Annotated in this window: 17 protein-coding genes and 1 pseudogene; 14 read left to right on the top strand and 4 right to left on the bottom strand. The window is 74.9% G+C overall.

Annotation, left to right across the window (positions count from 1 at the left end):
- Positions 1–5: 5 nt before the first annotated feature.
- The 6 genes from EDD39_RS27900 to EDD39_RS42275 are packed head-to-tail and all read left to right on the top strand — an operon-like array spanning position 6 to position 7,716.
- Positions 6–1,271 (top strand): glycosyltransferase family 2 protein, encoded by a 1,266-nt coding sequence (locus EDD39_RS27900; RefSeq protein ID WP_123561386.1) that lies wholly within the window; start codon positions 6–8, stop codon positions 1,269–1,271.
- Positions 1,268–2,653 (top strand): lipopolysaccharide biosynthesis protein, encoded by a 1,386-nt coding sequence (locus tag EDD39_RS27895; RefSeq protein WP_123561384.1) that lies wholly within the window; start codon positions 1,268–1,270, stop codon positions 2,651–2,653. Before EDD39_RS27900 ends, EDD39_RS27895 begins: the two co-directional genes overlap by 4 nt.
- Complete coding sequence (locus EDD39_RS27890; RefSeq protein ID WP_123561382.1) at positions 2,650–3,633, top strand: glycosyltransferase family 2 protein; 984 nt, start codon at positions 2,650–2,652, stop codon at positions 3,631–3,633. Before EDD39_RS27895 ends, EDD39_RS27890 begins: the two co-directional genes overlap by 4 nt.
- Complete coding sequence (locus EDD39_RS27885) at positions 3,630–4,442, top strand: polysaccharide deacetylase family protein (protein WP_123561380.1); 813 nt, start codon at positions 3,630–3,632, stop codon at positions 4,440–4,442. The genes EDD39_RS27890 and EDD39_RS27885 overlap by 4 nt, the downstream gene beginning before the upstream one ends.
- 20 nt (positions 4,443–4,462) lie before the next feature.
- Positions 4,463–6,403, top strand: coding sequence for a glycosyltransferase (locus EDD39_RS27875; RefSeq protein ID WP_162870232.1), 1,941 nt, complete (start codon positions 4,463–4,465; stop codon positions 6,401–6,403).
- Positions 6,400–7,716, top strand: coding sequence for a glycoside hydrolase family 16 protein (locus EDD39_RS42275; RefSeq protein WP_123561374.1), 1,317 nt, complete (start codon positions 6,400–6,402; stop codon positions 7,714–7,716). The genes EDD39_RS27875 and EDD39_RS42275 overlap by 4 nt, the downstream gene beginning before the upstream one ends.
- Before the next feature lie 18 nt (positions 7,717–7,734).
- Here EDD39_RS42275 and EDD39_RS27865 read toward each other — a convergent pair whose 3' ends face one another.
- The gene (locus EDD39_RS27865; protein ID WP_123561371.1) at positions 7,735–8,886 is read right to left on the bottom strand and encodes a phosphotransferase family protein; all 1,152 of its coding nucleotides are present in this window, start codon (positions 8,884–8,886) and stop codon (positions 7,735–7,737) included.
- On the bottom strand, positions 8,883–11,642 hold the full coding sequence (locus EDD39_RS27860; RefSeq protein ID WP_123561369.1) for an HAD hydrolase family protein: 2,760 nt from the start codon (positions 11,640–11,642) through the stop codon (positions 8,883–8,885). Before EDD39_RS27860 ends, EDD39_RS27865 begins: the two co-directional genes overlap by 4 nt.
- 210 nt (positions 11,643–11,852) lie before the next feature.
- On the opposite strand from EDD39_RS27860, the gene EDD39_RS27855 reads away from it, so the two are divergent.
- Together EDD39_RS27855 and EDD39_RS27850 are read left to right on the top strand one after the other, a co-directional pair.
- Entirely contained in the window at positions 11,853–12,251 is a 399-nt protein-coding gene (locus EDD39_RS27855; RefSeq protein WP_123561367.1) for a hypothetical protein, read from the top strand.
- Positions 12,252–12,354: 103 nt separating this feature from the next.
- Positions 12,355–12,777, top strand: coding sequence for a DoxX family protein (locus EDD39_RS27850; protein ID WP_123561365.1), 423 nt, complete (start codon positions 12,355–12,357; stop codon positions 12,775–12,777).
- 12 nt (positions 12,778–12,789) lie between these two features.
- On the opposite strand, the pseudogene EDD39_RS27845 reads toward EDD39_RS27850, so the two are convergent.
- Positions 12,790–13,074 (bottom strand): annotated as a pseudogene (locus tag EDD39_RS27845) (GTP cyclohydrolase II); the annotation flags it as partial.
- Between the two features lie 60 nt (positions 13,075–13,134).
- A complete protein-coding gene (locus EDD39_RS27840) occupies positions 13,135–13,344 on the bottom strand; it encodes a hypothetical protein (protein ID WP_123561363.1) in 210 nt (69 codons plus the stop codon).
- An 885-nt stretch (positions 13,345–14,229) separates the two neighbouring features.
- Between EDD39_RS27840 and EDD39_RS27830 the strand changes: the two genes are divergently transcribed.
- The 6 genes from EDD39_RS27830 to EDD39_RS27810 all read left to right on the top strand — a co-directional run bounded on the left by EDD39_RS27830 (position 14,230) and on the right by EDD39_RS27810 (position 21,393).
- Positions 14,230–16,200: a RiPP maturation radical SAM C-methyltransferase gene (locus EDD39_RS27830; RefSeq protein ID WP_123561359.1), complete on the top strand. Its 1,971-nt coding sequence runs from the start codon at positions 14,230–14,232 to the stop codon at positions 16,198–16,200.
- Between the two features lie 193 nt (positions 16,201–16,393).
- Complete coding sequence (locus EDD39_RS39880) at positions 16,394–16,531, top strand: hypothetical protein (protein ID WP_157852496.1); 138 nt, start codon at positions 16,394–16,396, stop codon at positions 16,529–16,531.
- Positions 16,532–16,606: 75 nt separating this feature from the next.
- Positions 16,607–17,860 (top strand): TfuA-like protein, encoded by a 1,254-nt coding sequence (locus EDD39_RS27825; RefSeq protein WP_123561357.1) that lies wholly within the window; start codon positions 16,607–16,609, stop codon positions 17,858–17,860.
- Positions 17,853–18,998, top strand: a complete 1,146-nt coding sequence (locus EDD39_RS27820; protein WP_123561354.1) for a YcaO-like family protein — start codon at positions 17,853–17,855, stop codon at positions 18,996–18,998. The genes EDD39_RS27825 and EDD39_RS27820 overlap by 8 nt, the downstream gene beginning before the upstream one ends.
- A gap of 30 nt (positions 18,999–19,028) precedes the next feature.
- Entirely contained in the window at positions 19,029–20,363 is a 1,335-nt protein-coding gene (locus EDD39_RS27815; RefSeq protein ID WP_123561352.1) for a hypothetical protein, read from the top strand.
- A 13-nt stretch (positions 20,364–20,376) separates the two neighbouring features.
- Entirely contained in the window at positions 20,377–21,393 is a 1,017-nt protein-coding gene (locus EDD39_RS27810) for a ubiquitin family protein (protein ID WP_123561350.1), read from the top strand.

The raw sequence follows: 21,393 nt of genomic DNA, 5'->3' as shown, positions 1-21,393 counted from the left end.
CGACCATGAACACCCCGACCGCACCCCCCGTCCGGGTCGCCGAACTCGACCTCGCCCGCCCCGGCGAACTCCACCGCCCCGGCCACCGCACCCCCTACCACCCCACCGGCCCCACCCTCGCCCTCGTCCGCTCCGCCGGCCACCCCCTCGGCACCGTCACCGCCGACGCCGACCGCCCCGACCGCCTGCACGCCGCGCTGCACGCCGCGGCGCGGCAGCGGTTCGAGACGGAGGGACCCGCGGCGGGCGGGGAGGAGAAGGAGGGCGGTGACGGTGCGGCCGGGCCGGTGGTCAGCGTGGTGGTCTGCACGCACAACCGGCCCGACCTGCTGGTGCGCTGCCTGGACTCGCTGCTGCGCGGCGGCTACCCGTCCCTCGACGTGATCGTGGTCGACAACGCACCCGCCGACGACGCCGTCCGGCAACTGCTGCCGGAGCGCTACGGCGACCGGGTGCGGTACGTGCGCGAGCCGGTGGCGGGACTCGCCCGGGCCCGGAACCGGGGGCTGGCGGCCGCCCGGGGCGGGATCTGCGCGTTCGCCGACGACGACCTGATCCTCGACGAGCGGTGGGTGCCCGCCCTGGTCGCCGGGTTCCGGGAGGCCCCCGGCCCGGCCTGCGTGACCGGCCTGGTGATGCCCGCCGAGCTCGACACCCGGGCCCAACTGCTGCTGGAACGCTACAGCGGCTACGGCAAGGGGTTCGCCCCCCGCGACTACACGCTGCGCACCCGGACCGGCGACCCGCTGTACCCGTTCGCCACCGGACGGCTCGGCACCGGCGCCAACATGGCCTTCCGGACCGACGTGCTGCGCGCCCTCGGCGGGTTCGACCCCGCCACCGGCACCGGCACCCCCGCGTACGGCGGCGAGGACCTGCTCGCCTTCCTCCAGGTGCTGGCCGCCGGACACACCGTCAGCTACCGGCCCGACGCGCTGGTGTGGCACCCGCACCGGCGCGCCCTGGACACCCTGCCGCCGCAGGCGTTCGGCCTCGGCGCGGGCTTCGGCGCCTACCTGGCCGCCGCCGTCCGCCGCCGACCCCGGCTGCTGGCCGGGCTGCTGCCGCTGCTGCCGCGCGGCCTGTGGCGCACCGCCCACCGGAGCGCGGCCCCGGCCGGAGCCGACGACCCGCTGCTGCGGGCGCTGCGCCGCCGGGAACTGCTCGGCCTGCTGTACGGCCCGCTCGGCTACCTGCGCAGCCTGCACGCCCAACGCCGCACGGACCGGCGACGGCACCCGGGGCGGCCCGCGGACGGGGCCGGACGATGAGCACCGGCGCCCGGGTCCGGCCCCACCCCGCCGCGGAGCCCTGCACGTGTGGCTACCCGACGCTGCTGCGGGCCCGGGCCCGGGCGCTGGCGGCCCGCTCCCGGCAGGAGCCGCTGCTGCACAACGGCCACCTGCTGGCCGCGAGTTCGCTGCTGTCGGCCGGACTGGGCTCGCTGTTCTGGGTGCTCGCCACCCGCTCCTACAGCGCCGCCGAGGTCGGCCGCAGCTACACCGCGCTGTCCGCGACGATGTTCCTGTCCACGCTGGGCAGCCTGAACCTCGGCGACGCCCTGGTGCGGTTCGTCCCTACCGCCGGACGCCGCACCCGAAGCCTGGTGCTGCGCTGCTACCTGGTCGCCGCGACCGGCAGCGCCCTCGTCGCCGTCGCGTTCCTGCTGCTCGTCCCGGTCGTCGCACCCGCGCTCGGCGAACTGCGCCGCCCCGTGCTGGCCGTCGCGTTCGTCGCCGCCACCGCCGGGTACGCCGTGTTCGTGCTCCAGGACGGGGCGCTCACCGGCGTCCGCCGGGCCGGCTGGGTGCTCGGCGAGAACACCCTGTTCGCGGTCGCCAAGGCCGGACTGCTCGCGCTGTGCGCCGCGCTGGCCGTCGGCACCGGCATCCTGGTCTCCTGGGCCGCCGCCCTGGTCCTGGCCATCGCCGCCACCAACCTGGTGCTGTTCCGCAGCGCCGTCCCCGCCCACCAGGCCGCCCCCGCCGCGGACACCGGCGGCCCCCGCCCGCCCGAACGGATCGCCCGCTGGGCCGGGGCCGACTACCTCGGCAACCTGTTCACCTTCGCCGGGACGACCGTGCTCCCGCTGATGGTGCTGGACCGGCTCGGCGCCGACGGCAGCGCCTACTACTCGCTGGCGTACGTCATCGCCTCCACCCTGTACGTCGCCGCGTTCAGCATGGGCCACTCGCTGGTCGTCGAAGGCACCCGCGACCCGGCCCGGCTCGCCGAGCACGCCCGCCGCCTGCTGCGCCACTCCACCCTGCTGGTCACCGCCGCCGCCCTGCCGATCGCCGCCGCCGCGCCCTGGATCCTCGGCCTGTTCGGCCCCGACTACGCCACCCGCGGCAGCACCGCGCTGCGCCTGATGGCGCTGTCCGCGATCCCCAACACGGTGCCCAACGTGGTCCTGCAGATCGCCCGGGTCCGCCGCGCACTGCCCTGGATGGTCGGCATCCGGCTGGCCTTCGCCGCCACCGTCGTCGCCCTGACCGCCGCCCTGCTGCCGCCGTTCGGCCTCACCGGCATCGGCGCCGCCTGGCTGATCGCCGAATGCGCGATCGCCCTGCCGCTGCTCGCCGCCCTGCCCCGCCTGCTGGCCCCCGCGCCGGCGTCCGGGCGCCCCCGCCCCGAGGAGGAGCCGACATGAGCACCAGCCCCGCCCCGACCGCCGCCGAGCTGACGGTGGCGATCTGCGCCTACACCCTGGACCGCTGGACCCTGCTGCAGGCCGCCGTCGACTCGGTGCGACGGCAGAGCCCGCGACCCGGCGAACTGCTCCTGGTCATCGACCACAACGAGCAACTGGAGCGGATGGCCCGCGACCTGCCCGACGTCACGGTGCTCGCCAACCGCGAACGGCCCGGCCTGTCCGGGGCCCGCAACACCGCGCTCGCCGCCGCCCGCGGCACCGTCACCGCCTTCCTCGACGACGACGCCGCCGCCCGCCCCGGCTGGACCGCCGCCCTGCTCGCCGCCTACCGCGACCAGCACGTCCTCGGCGCCGGCGGACTCGTCGCCCCGCACTGGCAGCACGGCCGCCCCCGCTGGTTCCCGCCCGCCTTCGACTGGGTGGTCGGCTGCAGCCACAGCGGCATGCCCCGGCAGCCCCGCGACGTCCGCAACCTGATCGGCGCCAACATGTCCTTCCGGACCGCGCCCGCCCGCGCCGCCGGCGGCTTCCGCACCGAACTCGGCCGGGTCGGCCGCCACCCCGCGGGCTGCGAGGAGACCGAACTGTGCCTGCGCCTGACCGCCCGCCACCCCGGCACCCGGATGCACTACGACCCGGCCGCCGCCGTCCGCCACCAGGTGCCCCGGCAGCGCGCCACCCCCCGCTACTTCGCCGCCCGCTGCCTCGCCGAGGGCCGCTCCAAGGCCCTGGTCGCCCGCCGACGCGGCCCCGGACCCGCCCTCGCCAGCGAACGCGCCTACCTGCGCCGCACCGTCCCCGCCGCCCTGGGCACCGCCCTGCGCCACGGCCGGCTCGGCACCGCCACCGCCCTGACCACCGGCGTCCTGCTCACCACCGGAGGCTACCTGCTGGGAAGGGCAAGGCAGTTGACGGACCGTCAGACGGGCGGCGGGCGGCCGGAGAACGGCGCGGGGCAGGGACGGGGTGCACCATGAGCGTCGCCCCCGTGCTGCTCTACCACTCGGTGTCCGACGACCCGCCGCCCTGGCTCGCCCCCTACACCGTCGCCCCGCACACCTTCCGCGCCCAACTCGACCGCATCCAGGACGCCGGACTGTCCGTCGTCCCGCTCGCCCGGCTGGTCACCGCCCTGCACGGCGGCCCGCCGCTGCCCGCGCACTGCGCGGTGCTCACCTTCGACGACGGCTACGCCGACTTCTACTGGACGGTCGCCCCGATCCTCTCCGACCGCGGCCTGCCCGCCACCGTCTACCTCACCACCGGCGCCGTCCACGCCCCCGGCGCGCTCCCCGGCGGCAGCCTGCTGCCCCCCACCCCCATGCTCAACTGGCGGCAGGTCGCCACCCTCGACGCCCTCGGCCTGGAGATCGGCGGCCACTCCCGCACCCACCTCCCGCTCGACACCGCCCGCCCCGACCGGCTCCGGCAGGAAGTCACCGGCAGCAAACACGAGTTGGAGGACGCCCTCGGCCACCCCGCCACCGCCTTCGCCTACCCCCACGGCTACCACAGCCCCGCCGTCCGCCGCGAAGTCGCCCGGGCCGGCTGGACCTCCGCCGCCGCCGTCGGCAACGCCCTCAGCTCCGCCGCCGACGACCCGCTGCGGATCTGCCGCCTGATGGTCCTGAACACCACCACCCCCCGCACCTTCGAGGACTGGATCCACCTGCGCGCCACCCGTACCGGCCCGCTCCGCGACAGCGCCGCCACCCTCGGCTGGCGCGCCTACCGCCGCCTGCGCGCCCGCCTCGGCCGCCCCACCGGCGGACCGCCGCGCCAGTGACCCCCGGCCAGGAGCCCGCCGTGACCGCACCCGCCAGGACCGCACCCGCCGCCGACCCCCCGGCCGGCGCCACCCCGCTGCGCCCCGCCGCCCGCCGCCGCGCCGACCGCCGCCCCGTCGCCACCCGGACGGCCACCCCCTGGCGGGCCCGGACCGTCCGCTATGCCCTGCCGCTCGCCGTCCTGCTCTGGCTGACCGCCCTGCGCACCACCCGCCTCGACCGGATCGGCGACCTCGGCCTGCTCCAGGCCCTCCCGCCCACCTACTACGCCGCGCTCGCCGTCCTCACCGCCGGCTTCCTCACCGCCCTGCGCACCCCCTGGCTGCCGCAGCGCCGCCTCGCCCGGTACGTCCTCGCGCTGATCGTCTTCGTGCACGCCACCCCCAGCCTGCTCTACCCCACCCTGCGCTACTCCTGGGCCTGGAAGCACATCGCCGTCGTCGACGCGATGCTCCGCCACGGCGGCACCGTCCCCGACGCCGGAAAGCTCGACGTCTACAACCAGTGGCCCGGCTTCTTCGCCCTCAACGCCCTCGTCCTGCGCGCCACCGGCCTGCACTCCGCCCTCGGCTACGCCTCCTGGTACCCGCTGATCGCCAACCTGCTGCTGCTCGGCCCGCTGCTGCTGCTCTTCCGCAGCCTCACCCGCGACCGCCGCCTGGTCTGGTGCGCCCTGTGGCTGTACTACGCCACCTCCTGGGTCGGCCAGGACTACTTCTCCCCGCAGGCCTTCGCCTACCTGCTGTACGTCACCGTCATCGCCCTGACGATGCGCCAACTCTCACTGCGAGAACGGGAGGCGGGGAGATTCGGCTGGCGGGCCGGGCCGTACGCGCTGCTGCTGGTGCTGATCGCCGCGATCGCCTCCTCGCACCAGCTCACCCCCGTCATGCTGGTCAGCTCGCTCGCCGTCCTCGCCCTGCCCCGCCGCAACCGCCGCACCGTGCTGCCCGTCCTCGCCGCCGCCCTCGCCCTCACCGTCGCCTGGGACGCCACCGTCGCCCGGCCGTTCGTCGCCGCCAACCTGCACAGCCTGATCACCGCCCTCGCCGCCCCCGACCGCAACGCCGTCTCCGGCCTCGCCCAACTCGGCGCCGCCGCCCCCGGACAGGTCCTCGCCTCCTGGACCGACCGGGCCACCACCGCCGCCGTCCTGCTGCTCGCCCTCGCCGCCGTGCTGCGCCGCCGCTGGGTCCGCCGCACCACCCTGCCGCTGCTGCTGCTCGCCCCGCTCGTGCTGCTCCTCGCCAACGGCTACGACGGCGAAATGCTGTTCCGCGCCTACCTGTTCGCGCTGCCCGCCACCTCCTTCCTGATCGCCGCCCTGCTCGCCCCCGGCCTGCCCCGCCCGCCCGTCCGGCCCGCCGTCACCGGCACCGTCCTGCTCGCCCTGCTCGGCGGACTGCTGTTCGGCTACTACAGCAAGGAAGCCGTCAACCACTTCACCCCGCAGGAAGCCGCCGCCGTCCGCTACGCCACCGAACAGACCCCGCCCGGCTCCCGGATCGTCTCCCTCACCTCCGACGAACCCGGCGGCGAACTCCACTACGACCAGCACTCGTGGATCATCCTCACCGACGCCGACCCCGCCGACCGCCTCCTGCTCGCCACCGACCCGCAGACCGCCCTCACCGACGCGCTCTCCACCGGACAGCCCTCCTACCTGGTGCTCACCCGCGCCCAGCTCGCCTCCTGCCGGCTCACCGGCCTGCTCCCGGCCGCCGCGGTCGACGAGATCCAGTACACCGCCGCCCACCTGTCCGCCCTGCGGCCGGTGTACAGCAGCCCCGACGCGATCGTCTACCAGTACCTGCCGCCCACCGCCCCGGCCGGGCCTGCGGGGCCGAGGGCTCCGGTCGGGCCTGCCGGGGGAGCCGGAGGTGCCGGGGGCGCCGGGCCGGTCCGGGGCGCCGGGCCCGTCGGACCCGTCGGAGCCGTCACGGAAGGAGGCGCGTCATGAGCAGGACCCTCGATGCCGTCCGGCGACACCCCGGGAGCCGGTGGCCGCTGCTGCCGGCCGGCTCCGGCTGGATCGCGCTCGCCGTGACCGCGCTGCCCCCCGCCGGCCCGCTGCGGGTCGCGGCCGTCACCGCGTTCCTGCTCAGCTGCCCCGGTGCGGCCGCCGTCCGGGTCGCCCGCCCGGCGCTGCGCCCCGGCGAGTGGTGGTCGACGGCGGTGCTGGCCGTCGCGGTCAGTGCCGCGCTCACCGCGCTGGTCACCGAAACCCTGTACCTGGCGCGGCAGTTCACCGCCGCCCGGGTGGTGCTGGTGCTCGCCGTACTGACCACCGCGCTGACCCTGGCGGTCCGGCGGGAGCCACCCGAGCCACCTGAGCCGTCCGAGCCGCCCGGTGGCCCGGAAGGACCGGGAGGAGCGGCGGGGCCCGGGCGGAAGGGGCGCGGGCGGATCTGGATGGCTGCCGCGCTGCTGACCGCCACCGCCTGTGGCGGCCCGGCCGTCGGCAGCATGCAGGATTTGGGCGGCCCCGCCTCCACCGCCTCCACCGCCCCCACCGGCCTCCCGGCCACCGAGCCGCCCGCCGCGCCGCCCGGCAGCCCCCGGCCCTGGCACCCCGCCCTGTACGACGACTTCACCGGCCACGGCCTCGACTCCGCGAACTGGACGACCTGCTACGACTGGAACCAGAACGGCTGCACCAACGCGGGCAACCGGGAGAGCGAGTGGTACCGCCCCGGCCAGGTCACGGTCGCCGACGGCGCCCTCACCCTCACCGCCACCCGCCGCGCCACCACCGGCAGCGACGGCAAGACCTACCCCTGGACCTCCGGCATGGTCTCCACCGGCCGCGACAACTGGAACGCCCAGCCCCGGCACACCTTCACCTACGGCTACGTCGCCGCCGCCATCCAGGCCCCCGCCGACTCCACCGGCATGTTCCCCGCCTTCTGGCTGCTGCCCGCCGCCACCCGCGGCGGCCTCCCCGAGATCGACGTCGCCGAGTTCATCAACTCCAACCGCTACGTCGACCTCAACCTGCACGGCCGCACCCCCCAGGGCCAGGACGCGAACGCCCACCAGCGCTACGGCCCCGTCGACTTCGCGGCCGGCTACCACGTCTTCGGCGTCGACTGGGAACCCGACGGCATCACCTGGTACGTCGACGGCACCCCCCGCCTCCAGGTCACCGACCCCGCCGCGATCCCCGACACCCCCATGGAACTCCTGATCAACCTGGCCGTCGGCTTCGAAGAGGCCCCGACCACCGACACCGCCCAACTCCACGTCGCCTGGATCGGCGTCTGGCAGCACTGAGCCGCCGCCCGGCCGGTGTCACCGGGGCGGCGGCGCGGAGCCGGCGAGCTCGCGCAGGACCGGGACCAGGACCTCGCGCAGCCAGACACGGTTGCGGGCGAAGCGGCGGGACTTCTCGAGGTTGCCGGAGACGTGCCAGAGCCAGGCCAACAGGGCGGCGGAGCGCGGGAGTTCACCGGTCTCGGGACGGCGCAGGACGCCGGTGCGCAGGGCGGTCACCACCTGCTCGCCCCAGGTGCGGCCGTCCAGCAGCCAGCCCAGGGCGAGGGCGAACGTCGCGCGGTCGACGACGGCCGGGCCGTCGGCCAGGGCGTCCGCCCAGTCGACCAGCCCGGTGACGGTCAGCGGGCCGGTGGCGGCCGCTGGGCCGGTGACGGTGAGTGGGCCGGTGGCGGCCGCTGGACCGGTGGCGGCCGGTGGGCCGGTGGCGGCCGGTGGGCCGTTGTCGGAGGTGCCGGGGGAGCGGAGGAGCAGGTTTCCGGGGGCGAAGTCGCCGTGCGTCCACGCCACTTCGGTCGGGTGCTCGGTCAACTCCCGGCGCAGGAAGACACGCAGCGCCAGCAGCCCGGCGGTGCCCTCCGCGCCCCGGCACCAGCGGACCCGGTCGGAGAGCACCGCCAGCCGGTGGCCCAGCCAGCCGTCCACCAGGCGCCCGTCCCGGCTCAACCCGCCCGTCGCACCGTGCAGTTCGTCCAGCAGGCCGAGCGCGGCCACGGCCAGCGGACCGGCCAGTTCGGGACGGCGGGCCAGCAGGACGTCGCCCGGCACGCCCGGCAGCACCTCCTGCACCAGCACCGGCGGGCGCGCGCCCAGCCGGGAGTCCACCGTCTCCGGCAGCAGGGCGCGCAGCCCCGGTGGCCGCAACTCCGAGGCCAGCACCGCGATCGCGTCCCGCTCGCGCACCAGCGCCCGCACCGCCTCCCCGGTGCGCGGGCACTTCACCAGCACCGGCGGCCCGCCGCCGGCCGGACGCCGGCGCGCCACCAGCACGTCCGAGAACCCCTGCGCCACCGCCTCCCACCGGCCGCGCCCCAACTCCCGTGCCGCCAGCCGCAGTCGCAGCTCGTCCGCGGCCCGGCCCGCCGGCCCCGGCGGCACCAGCAGCAGCCCGCCCGCGACCTCCCGCACCCCCACCAGCTCGTACACCGGGATGCGGCCGCCGACGCTCATCCCGCCCTCCGTCCGCCGCCGACCGCCGACCCGCCCGACCGGCAGGCCAGTCGGAGCAGCCGGGCGGGCAGGCCCGGCATCCCCGCCTCCGGCAGGGCCAGCAGCGCCAGCAGTGCCCGGCTCTGCGCCGAGGGGCGGGGCGGGCGGCAGCGGGCGCAGCCGCCCGGGCGGTGGCCGAGCAGGACGGCCACCGCCTCCGCCAGCCCCGCCTGGTAGGGCGAGCCGCCGACCCGGGCGACGGCCTTGGCCTCGGGCGCCGCGTGCGCGGGTGCCGTGCCCAGCCGTGCCCAGCGCAGCAGCTCCCGGTCGGCCGGCCCGTCCCCGGCCGCGAACACCGGCACCGCGCCCGGATCGCCCAACTCGGCCAGCAGCGCCCGCACTCCGGCCGCCTTGCCGACCCCCGGCGGCAGGAAATCGGTCTGCTGCTCGCCCCGTACCACCCGGGTGCCGGTCGCGGCGGCGATCCGGTCCGCGGTGCGCCGGTCCAGCCCCGTGTACCGCCCGCCCGGGTGGCGGCGCGAGACCCGGGCCGTCCAGCGGGCCAGCGGGTCGACCACCAGGCCGTCCAACTCCACCGCCATGGACCGTACTTCGCTGCCGTCCCGGTCGGTGAGCGGCAGCGGCGGCCGGCCCGGCAGGTGCAGCACCGCCCCGTACTCGGCCACGCCGCCCGCCAATCCGTAGGCCCGGCAACGGTCCTGGACCTCCGGCAGCGAACGCCCCGTGGCCGGCAGCGGGCGGAACCCGTGCGCGCGCAGCGCCCGCAGCGCGAGCATGCCCAGCGGCGACGAGGCCGGGAACCCCAGCGGATCGGTCTCCAGCACCCCGTCCAGGTCCAGCACGCACCACCCCGCGCCCGGCCCGTCCGCCCCGGTGGGAGCGGCGGGCAGGTCGCGCAGGTAGACCTCGGCGAGGAACTCCTGCACCGCCCGCGCCGAGGCCCGCCGCCGCTCTGCCCGGCCCAGCGGCCGCGCCGACACCCCGTGCTGCACCTGCACCTGCACCAGCCGGGCCAGGCACCAGCGGGCCGGGTCGATCCGCTCCCCGGTCAGCCGCTCGTACGCGGAGCGGACCTCCGCGCCGTACCGGGCCCCGGCGTCCCCGTCCGTGGTGCCGGCGTGGTGGGGCGGGGAGAGCGCGAGGCCCGCCAGGTCCCAGGCCGGGTCGTAGCCGGCCAGGTCGAGGTGGCTGAACGCGCCCTCCGCCCAGTCGGTCTTCACCCAGCGTCCGTCCCGGCCCGTCCACCGGTCGGCGCCGGTGCGCCCGTCCACCACGTACGGCCGGGCGGCGCGGGTGAGCGCGCGGGCCACCGGGTCGGCGAGCAGCGGCCGCAGCACCACCGCCCCGCGGCCGAACAGCGGAGCGAACAGGCGCCCCGCCTCCTCCCACACCGGCCCGCGCCCGACCAGCCGGACACTGCGGTCGGCGCCCACGGCCAGCGCCCGCTGCCGGGCGGCCACGTAGCGGGCCGCGTCCAGAGCCCGGACCGGGGCGGCGGCAGGAATGTCCTGACGGACCATCAACCCGTTTTCCAGCCAACGGACTTCGGGCACCAGGCCGGGCAGCAGCGCGGCGTACTCGGCGGCCCGGCGGCCGAGGTGGCCCAGCCCGACGGTCTCCACCCGCAGCGGCACCGGCGGCCCGTCCGCCGGGTGCCCCGTCACCGGGACGGTGCGGTGCAGGCCGCGCCCCGGGGAACCGGCCGGGCCGACCTCCAGCCGGGCCCAGTCGGCGGCGCCCGGGACGGCCCGGCGGACCAGCGCCCGGACGGCGTCGGGCGAGGTCAACCGGTCGACCTCCCAGTCGGGTCGGGCCAGCGCGACCACCCGGTACGGGCCGAGCGACGGTGGCTCCCGCTCCACCGCGACCAGCACGCTCACCGCGTCCACCGGGAACCCCTGCCCGCACAGCCCGGCCGCGACCTCGGCCAGCGAACGCCCGGTGACCGGCGGATCGTCCACCACCAGCGCCTGCCCGCCGGCCGCCAGCAGCCGGGCCAACTCCCGTTCCCGGCCCGGCAGAACGGCCTGCCCCGGCCGCACCGTGCAGCCCGTCACCGCCCGGTGCCCGGCCCGCCGCAGCGCCGCCGCCAGCAGCGGCCCCAGGTAGCTCCCGGAGGTCCGCACCCCCACCACCAGCAGCGGCAGCCCGGCCGGCAGCGGGCGGGCCGCGTCGAACCGGCGGGCCAACTCGGCCAGGTCCGCCGGATACTGGTCGAAGCTGCAGAAACAGGACGGCGGCCGGCGCAGCGCGGAACCGAGCGTGCGGCGCAACACCGGTGCGGCGTCGAACCGTTCGACCAGCCGGAACAGCCGCCGGTACAGCGCGGAGGGCAGCGGAGCCGAGTCCAGTACCGGCGCGGCCAACTCGTCGGTCACGTCGGCGAGATCCCGCGTCCAGCGAACGGCCTTGTCCAGCACGGGAGTTCGCGCGGCGAGCCGGGCCGCCCGGTCGAGCGCGGACCCGAGCGGATCGGTGGGCGGCTCGGCCGGCGGCTCGGCCGGCGGGCCGGTGCGGTCGCGCAGGTGGCGGGCGAGGCGGCGCGGAGCCGTCCACGTGCCGGCGAGCCGGTCCTCGGCGGCCTGCACCATGCCCGCCGCGTACAGGAAGGCGTCCAGCGGATCGCCCGCCCGAGCCGCCCCGGCCAGCTGCCGGGCCAGCTCCGCCACCGTCGCGTGCGGATCCGCCGGACCGGCGAGCGGGACCGCGACGGCCCCGGGCGCGGGCCTGGCGGGACTGATCGGCCTTGCGGTCATGAACGCTCTCCGGGGGAGCGGCGGGCTGCCGGACACGGCTGCTTCCACCGTCCGCCCGCCCGCCCGCGACCGCAACGCGGACCCCGCCCCGCCCCCCGCCCGGTCCACCCGCCGTACCCGCCCGGACGCGGTGGGTCGACCGCCGGGGGCGCGCGGTGACGGAGCCGCCACGGACGGTGCCCGCGCGCCGCCGCGTCCTGGGGTGGGGCGGTGTTCAACCGACTGGAGATCGAGGTACGGGCGGGCGTCCGCTCGGCCGCCGAAGTGCGGGTGCGGGTCGACGGCGAGGACCTGGTGGACGCGACGGCCGGCCCGGACGGCTTCGGCGCCCACGCCCCGGGGCTGCTGCCCGCCGCCGGGGACGGCCCGCTCCGGGCGACCGGCGAGGCCCGCCGGGTCGAGCTCGGCGAACCCGCGTGCACGGGCGGCTGCTGCGGCTACCTGGCCGCTGTCGTCCGGCGGCACGGCGCACTCGTGGTCTGGTCCGACCGGGAGACCCCGGCCGACGAACCGGGCCTGCCCGACTTCCACTTCGACACCCGGCAGTACGACGCCGAACTCGCCCGCGCCACCGCCGACCGCTGGTGGGACGTCCCCCCGCCGCCGTGAACGGAAACCTCTCCTCCCCGGACCGATGAGTCCGGGCGGTCGGGCCCGTCGAAGCCTGTGAGAGCAACGACAACCGACCGACCCGACGGGGGAGAACCAACAGATGTCCACCACCACGACCACCACTGCCGCCGCCACCACCGCTGCTCCGAAGAAGGCCGTGGCCCGCGCCGTCCTGACGCTGCGGATCCTGCTGGCGCTCTTCTTCGCCCTGGCCAGCGCGGCACCCAAGCTGCTGGCACTGCCCGCCGCCAGCACCGTCTTCGACGCGATCGGCGTCGGCGACTGGTTCATGTACCTGACCGGCGCGGTCGAACTGGCCGGCGCCGTCGGCCTGCTGCTGCCCCGCCTCGCCGGACCCGCCGCGACCGCACTGATCGGCTTCCTGCTGTGCGCGTTCGTCACCCAACTGACCGCGATGCACGGCGAGAACGCCGGCACCCCGTTCCTCTTCATGGTCCCGCTGGCCGCCATCGCCTGGCACCACCGCGCCCGAACCGCCGCCCTCCTCACCCGCCGCCACTGAGCAGCGCAGGGGTCAGCCGACCAGGGGGGCCAGGGCGAGGGTGTGCTGGGTGTGTTCGACCTTGGCGCGGAGGTAGCGGAGGTTGCTGGGGGAGAGGTGCACGCCGGTGGGGACGCGTTCGGTGATGGTGATGCCGTGGGTGGTGAGCTGGGTGGCCTTGTCGGGGTTGTTGCTGAGGAGGCGGACGGCGGGGGCGCCGAGGGTGGTGAGCATCTGGGCGGCGGCGGTGTAGTCGCGGCCGTCCTCGGGGAGGCCGAGGGCGGCGTTGGCCTGGTAGGTGTCGAGGCCGGAGTCCTGGGGTAACGGACCACCCTTCTACCTTGTCCCCGACCTGTGGAAACACCCCGAGGTCGACGGTTACGCGCCTGTCGGGCTTGTCGCCGGACGGCCGGTGTTCGTCGTCGCGGACCGGCGGACCGTGGCCGAATACTCCCGCAGGCATGCCATGGTCAACTCGGCCTCGGCCAGTTCGTCCGGCAGCAGGTAGACCGCGCGAGGGGTGTCGGCGTCCTGCTGGGATATCCCGACTTCGAGTCCGATCAGGCCGGGGTGCTTTGCAGGCGTCATGTCGGGAGCTTGAAGGTGGCTCTGAGCAGCAGGAGCACGGAATCAGGGTGTGGCCTGACGGCGGGTCGACGCGTAAAGCCGGTCATGCGGCCATGGTGTTCGCATGTTGGGTCGTGGTCGGCAGGCGAAGGGCGTACGCGAGCGGGGCGAGTGGGCGGGCCTTCGCCCGTGAGGGTGGACACGGGGGTGGTTGTCGCGCGGCGGGCGTGAGCTCAGCGGTGTGGTGCCGTCGTTCGTGTTCGGTGGGACTGAGGTGGCTGTCGGAAGAGTGGCGACAGCGTGTGTTGTAGTGGGTCGGCCAGGCGAAGGCGGTCCTCCTGCAGGTGGCGAAGGCGGACGCCGACGACGGAGTAGGCCCGCATGGTCCGGGCGACCCGCTTGTGTTCGGGCCGCGCACCGGTCTCGCGTCGTTCAGCGGTCGCCCTCGGCGGCCCGTGGGCGCCGCCGGAGCCGGTCCGGAGGGAACGCCTGACATGAGGCCGGGTCGACGGGTCGGCCGGGGTCGGTCGCTTCAAACTCTGGTCAAATCAGCCGCCCCGGGGCGGTGGCTGGAGTGCCGTTCGGACCGAACGCCAAGTTCTTTCCTGGCCTGTACGTGTCACTGTCGGGGTCCGTCGATGAAGAGGCGCCCAGGCGACTTCTCCAGGTCAGGGATCGTCGCTCGGTGTCACCGGATGATCACCCGTCCGCTCCGGGGGTGGAGGTGGCGTTCCCCGTCGGCAGATCGCGCTCACGCCTCCTTCACGTTTTGCCCCGTCGGGCTCCACGATTGGCCCGTTGACGGGGGCATTGGCTGCAACGAGACTGCACTGGACACGATCGAAAATTCTGCAAGCGGATCCGCAGGAAGCTCTCCGAATCCCTGAACCTCCGGATCGAGAGAATTTGCCGCAATTCGTCAACGTGATGGAGAAAGTCGGCGTGGCACTGAGCGAGGTTTTTCATCCTGCGATCGGCGAGCCGTTTCCTGTGCGGCCGGAAAGATCGTTGAAGGTCGCTCTTGTCAACATGCCGTGGGGACGGAACGACGCCCCGTCCTTGGCGTGCGGAATTCTCAAGTCGGGGCTCGTCGCGCACGGGCACGACGTCACTGTGCACTACCCGAACCTCGATCTGTCCCGGGAGTTGACCCCGAGCGTTTACGACACCTTCGCCACGGCCTCCTCCGAGCGCCTGCACCTGTTCGGGGAGTGGCTGTTCGGCGCGGCCGCGTTCGACGAGCCGGGGGGCGAGCGGGAGTACCTGGCGGAGTTCCCGGAGCTGGCGGAGACCTTCGACGAAGCGGGGCTGACCGCCGACGAGGTGCTGCGACTGCGCTCCGAGATCCTCCCCGCGTGGATCCGGGAGCTCGCCCGCCGGCCGGAGTGGTCCGACTACGACCTCATCGGCTTCACCTCGACGTTCTTCCAGAACGTCGCCGCGATCGCCCTGGCCCGGCGGATCAAGGAGCAGCACCCGGGGCCGGTGATCGTCTTCGGCGGGGCGAACTTCGACGGTGAGATGGGCCCCGAGTACGTCAGGCGACTTCCGTGGATCGACTGCGCGGTGATCGGAGAGGCCGATCTCGCGCTACCCCGGTTGGCCGCTGCGCTGTCCGCCGGCCGGTCGCCGGTGGGCATTCCCGGCGTGTGTGCCCGGGGGGCGGACGGAGAGTTGGTCACCACTCCCGGGGAGCCTCCGTTCGATGCCATGGACGCCATGCCGTTCCCCGACCACTCCGAGTACTTCGACGCGGTGGAACGGCTCGGGCGGGCCGAAGCCGTCGGGCGCAAGCCGATCCGGCTGCTGGCGGAGTTCTCCCGGGGCTGCTGGTGGGGACAGAAGCACCACTGCACGTTCTGCGGCCTCAACGCGCTCGGCATGCAGTTCCGTTCGAAGTCGCCGGGGACCGCCCTGCGGGAGATCGAGGAACTCCTGCGGCGGCACCGGATCCACCACATCGATGCCGTCGACAACATCATCGACATGCGCTACCTCTCCTCGCTGTGCGAGGAGTTGAGGGGCCGCGGGTGGGACACCGACCTGTTCTTCGAGGTCAAGGCGAATCTCACCGCCGACCAACTGGCGCTGCTCGGCGCAGCCGGGATCCGCCGCGTCCAACCGGGCATCGAGAGCCTCAGCACCCATGTGCTGGGACTGATGCGCAAGGGCTCCACGATGCTGATGAACGTCAGGTTCCTGAAGTGGGCGCGGCACTACCGGATGAACGTCACCTGGAACATGCTCAGCGGGTTCCCCGGTGAGCGGGACGAGGACTTCACCGGTCAGGCCGAACTCGCGCCGCTGCTGGCGCACCTGCAGCCGCCGAACGGGGTGAGCCGGATCTGGCTGGAGCGGTTCAGTCCGTACTTCACCGACCCGGGCTTGCCGATCCGGGACGTCCGACCGCGCGAGGCGTACCGGTACGTGTACCCGGTGCCGGGGATCGACCATGCGGCGATCGCCTACTTCTTCGACTATCGGGCCGAGGGCGTGGCTTCGGCGGAGGCCGTGCGGCGGCTCTCCGCAGCGGTGGCGGACTGGCGCGAACGCTGGCAGCGCAGACCGCTGCCGATCCTCGCCCACCGGCGCGGCCCCGGCTGGCTGGACTTCCACGATTCGCGGTTCGCCGACGGCGGGTTCACCGGGACGCTGGCCGGCTGGCAGGCCCTGGCGTACGAGCTCTGCGGCGAGACGGCGCGTAGTCCGAAGCGGCTGCACGGGCTGCTCCGGGAAGCGGGCGCCGAGGCCTCCGCCACGGACGTCGATCGCCTCCTGGAGCTGTTCGCCGAACGTCGCATCACGGTCTCCGAGAGCGGGAAGCACCTCGCGCTGGCCCTTCCGCTCAGCCGTTCGACCGGCGCCGGGGCCGACTGAGGAATTCATCCGGATCATTTCCGGAAAGCGCTCCGGACGACGGCCGGAGCGGCGCTTCCTACTGCCGTTTTCCGGAATTTTTCTGCGAAAGTAAAATAAACCCCAAGCCCCTTTGCTGAATGCCGGTCGGCGAATATCGTGGACCTTGCGCGCGCACAGACAAGGCAGATCCCTTCTATCTCTGGGAGAAATCATGCCCGAGCAGGTCAAGCAGCAGGAGGAGTGGCACGACGTCCTCAGTGCCGCCGAGGAGCTCACCAAGGACGACTTCGAGGCCCTGTTCGGCCACGTCCCGCTGGTGATCACGGACTCCGAGGTCGTCGACTGCTGAGTTCGTCGCATTCCGGCCCCGCATTTCCCGGGGGCCGACTGAACCAGTGAGATCCGCCGGCGAAAGGGGAGGGGCATGGCGATCCACGTGTACACCGGACCTTCATGTCCCGAACCCGCCGTCCGGGCGGAGTGCCCCGGGGCCGTGGTCCACCCGCCGGCGCGGCACGGCGACCTGTACTCCGCTGCGATCCGCCCGCACGATTCGGTGGTCCTGCTGGACGGTGTGTACCACCACGGCCCGGCGCTACGGCACAAGGAGATCCTCGACGCCCTGGACCGGGGCGTGCACGTGGTCGGCGCGGCCAGCATCGGCGCCCTGCGCGCGGTGGAGCTGGCGCCGTTCGGCATGGTGGGCGTCGGTGACGTGTACGGCTGGTACCGCGACGGGGTGCTCACCGGCGACGACGAGGTCGCCGTGGCGCACGCCGACTCCGGGGTGATGACTCCGCTCAGCGTCCCGCTCGTCAATCTGCGCGCGGCCGCCGCCGCGGCGGTTCGGGCCGGGGTGCTGACGTCCGCGGGCACCGAACCGATGCTCGACCGCTGGGCGCGGGAGTACTACCCGCTGCGCACCGAGACGAGGGTGGTGGAGATCGCCGCCGAGCACGGGCAACCCGGATTCGCCGCCTGGTACCAGGAGCGGGTCCGGTGCGACCCGCGGGCGTTCGACCAGAAGCTGCGCGACAGCGTGCGGGCCCTGCGGGTGGCCTCCGCGGCGCAGCGCGACCGAGCGGCCGCCGGCCCCCGTCCGGGGGCGGGCGACCGGTCCTGGCGGACCGAGTTCGAACGGCGTTGGCGCAACCGGTTCACCGGACTCGCGGCCAGGCTCGCCTACCAGCAGATCTTCGACCCGGGCTTCCCCGAGGTGTGGTGGGAGTACCTCAACGATCTGGCGGAGCCCGCCGGGTTGCGCGACCACCTGGAGCGGACCCTGGGCCGGTCCGCCGCGGCCTGGCCCGACTGCCCGGAGGGGCGGCTGCGCGTCGTGCGACTGCTCTGTCCCACCCCGGAACTGACGGACCGTCGGCAGGCCGCGCTGCTGCTCGGACGGGAGGACGCCGCAGACCGGTCGGTCCTCGACCAGTACCTGGCACAGGGAGCCGACCACCTGCGGGCGCACCCGGACCGCAGCCTGGGCAGCATCCCGGACGCGGTGTGCCTGCGGCTGCTCGCCGGAATCTGGGGCGTCGTGGCGGCCGACGCCACCGAGTGCGCGCGCCGCGGGTTCGCCTCCCCGCGGCAGGCCGCCGACGCCCTGCGGCCGTTCGCGGTCGGCTTCCTGACGGCGGCGGCCGCCGCCCGGAGCGCGGGGGGCGAGGGTGGCTGAGCTCCTGCTGCCGGGGACCCGGCGTGCGGTCGCTCCGGAGACCACCTGGGCCCGGATCGCGCCGCTGCTGCCCGGGTTCGGCATCACCCGGGTCGCCGATGTGACGCGGCTGGACGTGATCGGCATCCCGGTGGTGCTGGCTGCCAGGCCGGATTCGGAGACACTCGCCGTCTCGCAGGGGAAGGGCGCGACGGAGCTGCTGGCCCGGCTGTCCGCGGTGATGGAGTCGATCGAACTCCGGCACGCGGAGCGGCCCGAGCTGCCCCGGGAACGGGCAGTGGCGGCCGACCTGGCGCTGCCGTACCGGCTGGACGAGCTGCCGTTGGCGGCCGGCGGACTGCCCGTGCCGGACGTCGAGCAGCTGCGGCTGGAGTGGGTCGCCGCGTACCGACCGGCTGACGGGTCGTCGGTCATGGTGCCGTTCGACGTGGTCCGGCTGTCGTTCGCCGGCGGGCACTTCTGGCGTCCGAGGATCTTCCGGTCCGGCAGCACGGGGCTGGCCTCCGGCAACACCTGGACCGAGGCCGCCCTGCACGGCCTGTACGAGGCCGTGGAGCGGGACGTGCTGGCGGGCCTGGGCGGGCCGCGGGCCGGGGGCGTTCCGGTCGATCCGGCGAGCGTGCCGGACGGACACCTGCGCGCGCTCCTGGCCCGGTTGGACGCAGCCGCGGTCTCCTACGAATTGGCGTTCCTCCCGAACCGCTACCAGGTGCCCACGTTCGCGGCCCGGGTGTGGTCGCCGCTGTTCCCGATCGTCTGCGCGGGTTCGGGCAGCCACGCCGACCCGTCCGTGGCGCTGTCCCGGGCGGTCACGGAGGCGGTGCAGAGCCGGCTGACGGAGATCACCGCGACCCGCGACGACATACCCTCCGGCCAGCAGATGGTCCGCGACGCGGTCGCGGACCCCGGCTTCCGGGGCCGCGGGGCAGGCGTGTCGTGGGACCGGCTGTCGGCCGGACACCGCCGGGAGGACGTCGACATGGAACGGGAGTTGGCCTCGCTGGTGGCGCGGGTGGAAGCGGTGACCGCCCGCCCGGTGCTGACCGTCGACCTGTCGTCCCGGCCCGAACTGTTCAGCGTGGTCCGGGTGGTCTGCCCGGGCCTCGCCTGGTCGGAGGGACGGACCCTTGGCCACTAGCGCCACGAGGAAGAGCAAGGGGGCGGAGCGGTGACGGCCGGACTGCGGCTGGCGCCGGAGACCGCGGTGGCCGCCGCGCTGCTGGTCCACCAGCTGGACCGGCTGTGGGACCGGGGAACCGCCGACGCGTTCTACAACTTCGCCCCGGTGTGGGGAGTGCGGATGCCGCGCCGGGCCACCGGCACCGTGGCCGTCGGTGCGTTGCCCGCCGCCGTGACGGCCGCAGCGCTGCCCTGGGCGGCGGGCCGGGCGGTCGCGGCCGTCCTCACGGCGCTGTGGCTGCTGTCAGTGCAGCGGCGGCTCGCCAATCACGTGTGGCTGGGCTCGGTCGCGGTGGTGGCGATGGCGGTGCTGCCCGCACGGCTGGACCCGGTGCTCGCGCGCGACCTGCTGATCGGCGTGTACCTGTCGGCGGCGCTGTTCAAGGTGAACGCCGAGTACCTGCGCTCGGACCGCAGCGCCGGCCGGCTGGTGACCGCTTTCTACGCCGGGCTGCACGGCGTCTCGCTGCCCCGCCGGGTGCTGGTGGCCGCACCGGTGGCCGTGGTGGTGGTGGAGGCCGCCGTCGGCGCGAGCCTGTGGCAGACGTCGTGGGCGAGGGCCGGACTGTTCGCCGCGATCGGCATGCACTGGGTGTTCGGGGTGTCCGGCAACTTCACCTTCTCGGTGGTCGCGCTGGCGCTGTGGGACACCGCGCTCTGCGACCCCGCGCACGGCCAGCTCGTCCCGTTCGGGCCGGGAACGGCGGCGGCGTTGCTGCTGGGCGCGCTGTCGGCGGCCGCGCTGGGCCGGACGGCCGCCGGGCCGCGCCCGACCCGGACCGTCCTGCGGGACGCGGGCAAAGGCGGCGTGTTCGGTGTGCTGTGCGCGAGCGCGCTGGCGGCCGGGGCCCCGTCGGCCTGGTCCACGGCCGACGGCGGCGTGGTGGACGCGGCGGTCGCGGGGGCGTTCGCGGTGAACCTGGCGCTCGTCGTGGCCGGCCTGAAACTCGAGTGGAGCTTCGCGATGTTCAGCAGCCTGCGACCGTTCGGCCGGACCTGGCTGGACCGGGTCCGGCTCGGCTCCGGACCGCGGTACTACCTGCTCTCGTTGCCGGAGCGGATTCCCGCGGCCCTGCTGCGCACCGTCAGGGGCGAGTTCGTCCACGAGGTCACCAGACCCGACCGGGCTGTCCACGAGCTGGTCGCGTTCAGCCTCGAACGGACGGCGCGCCGACACACGGTGTCGTTCTCACCGCGGCTGCTCCGGCCGGAGCGGGGGACCGGTCGGCTGGTCCCCGTCGAGGACGGCCCCGCTCCGCGCCGCCGTGCACTGCTGTTCCCCGCGGTGATCCCCCGGGACCCCGACCGTCACTACTTGGGTTAGGACAGGAGAAGCCATGAGCTCCGAGCAGGGCCGGTTCCGCCACTCCGAGGGCTACCGGCTGGACTACCTGGTCGACGTGCCGGACCGGCCCGCGAGCCCCTACCTGCACGTGTTCTGCCACGGACTGAGCCGGATCGAATCACAGGTGCCGCCGGTCTTCGCCCGCCGGGCCTGGGCCCGGACGCTGGACGCGGCCTGCCTGTTCCTGTCCGATCCGATCCACCGGCTCACCCCGGCCTCGGCGTGCGGCTGGTACCTGCTCGGCGAGGACGAGTTCCTGCCGCAGGTGCACGCGTTGCAGGCTGAGCTGCTGCACCGGCACGGGCTGTCCGGAACTGTCTGGCACGGGCTCTCGTCGGGCGGTTACGCGGCGATCAAGTACCTGGTGCGGTCCGGGCGGGACGGACTGGCGTTCGTCGTCTCCCCGCACAACGATCCGGCGGTGCTGCCGCAGTGGGAGCAGGAGGCCCGGCCGTGGTCCGGACTGCCGTCGATGGCGGCGCCCCGGCCGACGGTCGACCTGCTGGCGGACTGGGGCGCGGGCGGGGCCCGGCACCGGCTGCACGCGCTGGTCTCCGAGCTGGACTCCTACTACGCGTTGGAGCACCTGCGTCCCATCATGCGGGCCTTCGACGGCGACGACCGGGCCCGGGCCGTGCTGCTGCGCAACGGGCGCGGGCACGGCTTCATCGCCGATGCCGACTACGGGAGCCAGCTACGGACGGCCCTGGACGACTGGGAGCGCGGGGCGGTCGGCCCGGTCGAGGTCGAACTGTCCGCCCCACTGGCCCGGTTCACCGGCAACCTGCGGCGCTTCACGGTCGAGGGGGGTGCGCTGCCCCAGGTCCTGAACGGCATCCGCACCCGCTTCCCGGACCTGGCCCGGCACGTGTTCGACTCGTCCGGCCGCCCGCTGCCGTTCGTCAACCTGTACGTCGACGACGCCGACGTTCGCAGCCTCCGGTCGTTCGACACGGTGCTGCCGTCCGGCACCCGGATGCTGATCATGTCGGCGGTGGCCGGTGGCTGA

Origin of the sequence: Kitasatospora cineracea (assembly GCF_003751605.1) — a bacterium.
GTDB lineage: Bacteria > Actinomycetota > Actinomycetes > Streptomycetales > Streptomycetaceae > Kitasatospora > Kitasatospora cineracea.
Note: the sequence above shows the minus strand (reverse complement) of the source record. Positions and strands in the feature narration are given on the sequence as shown.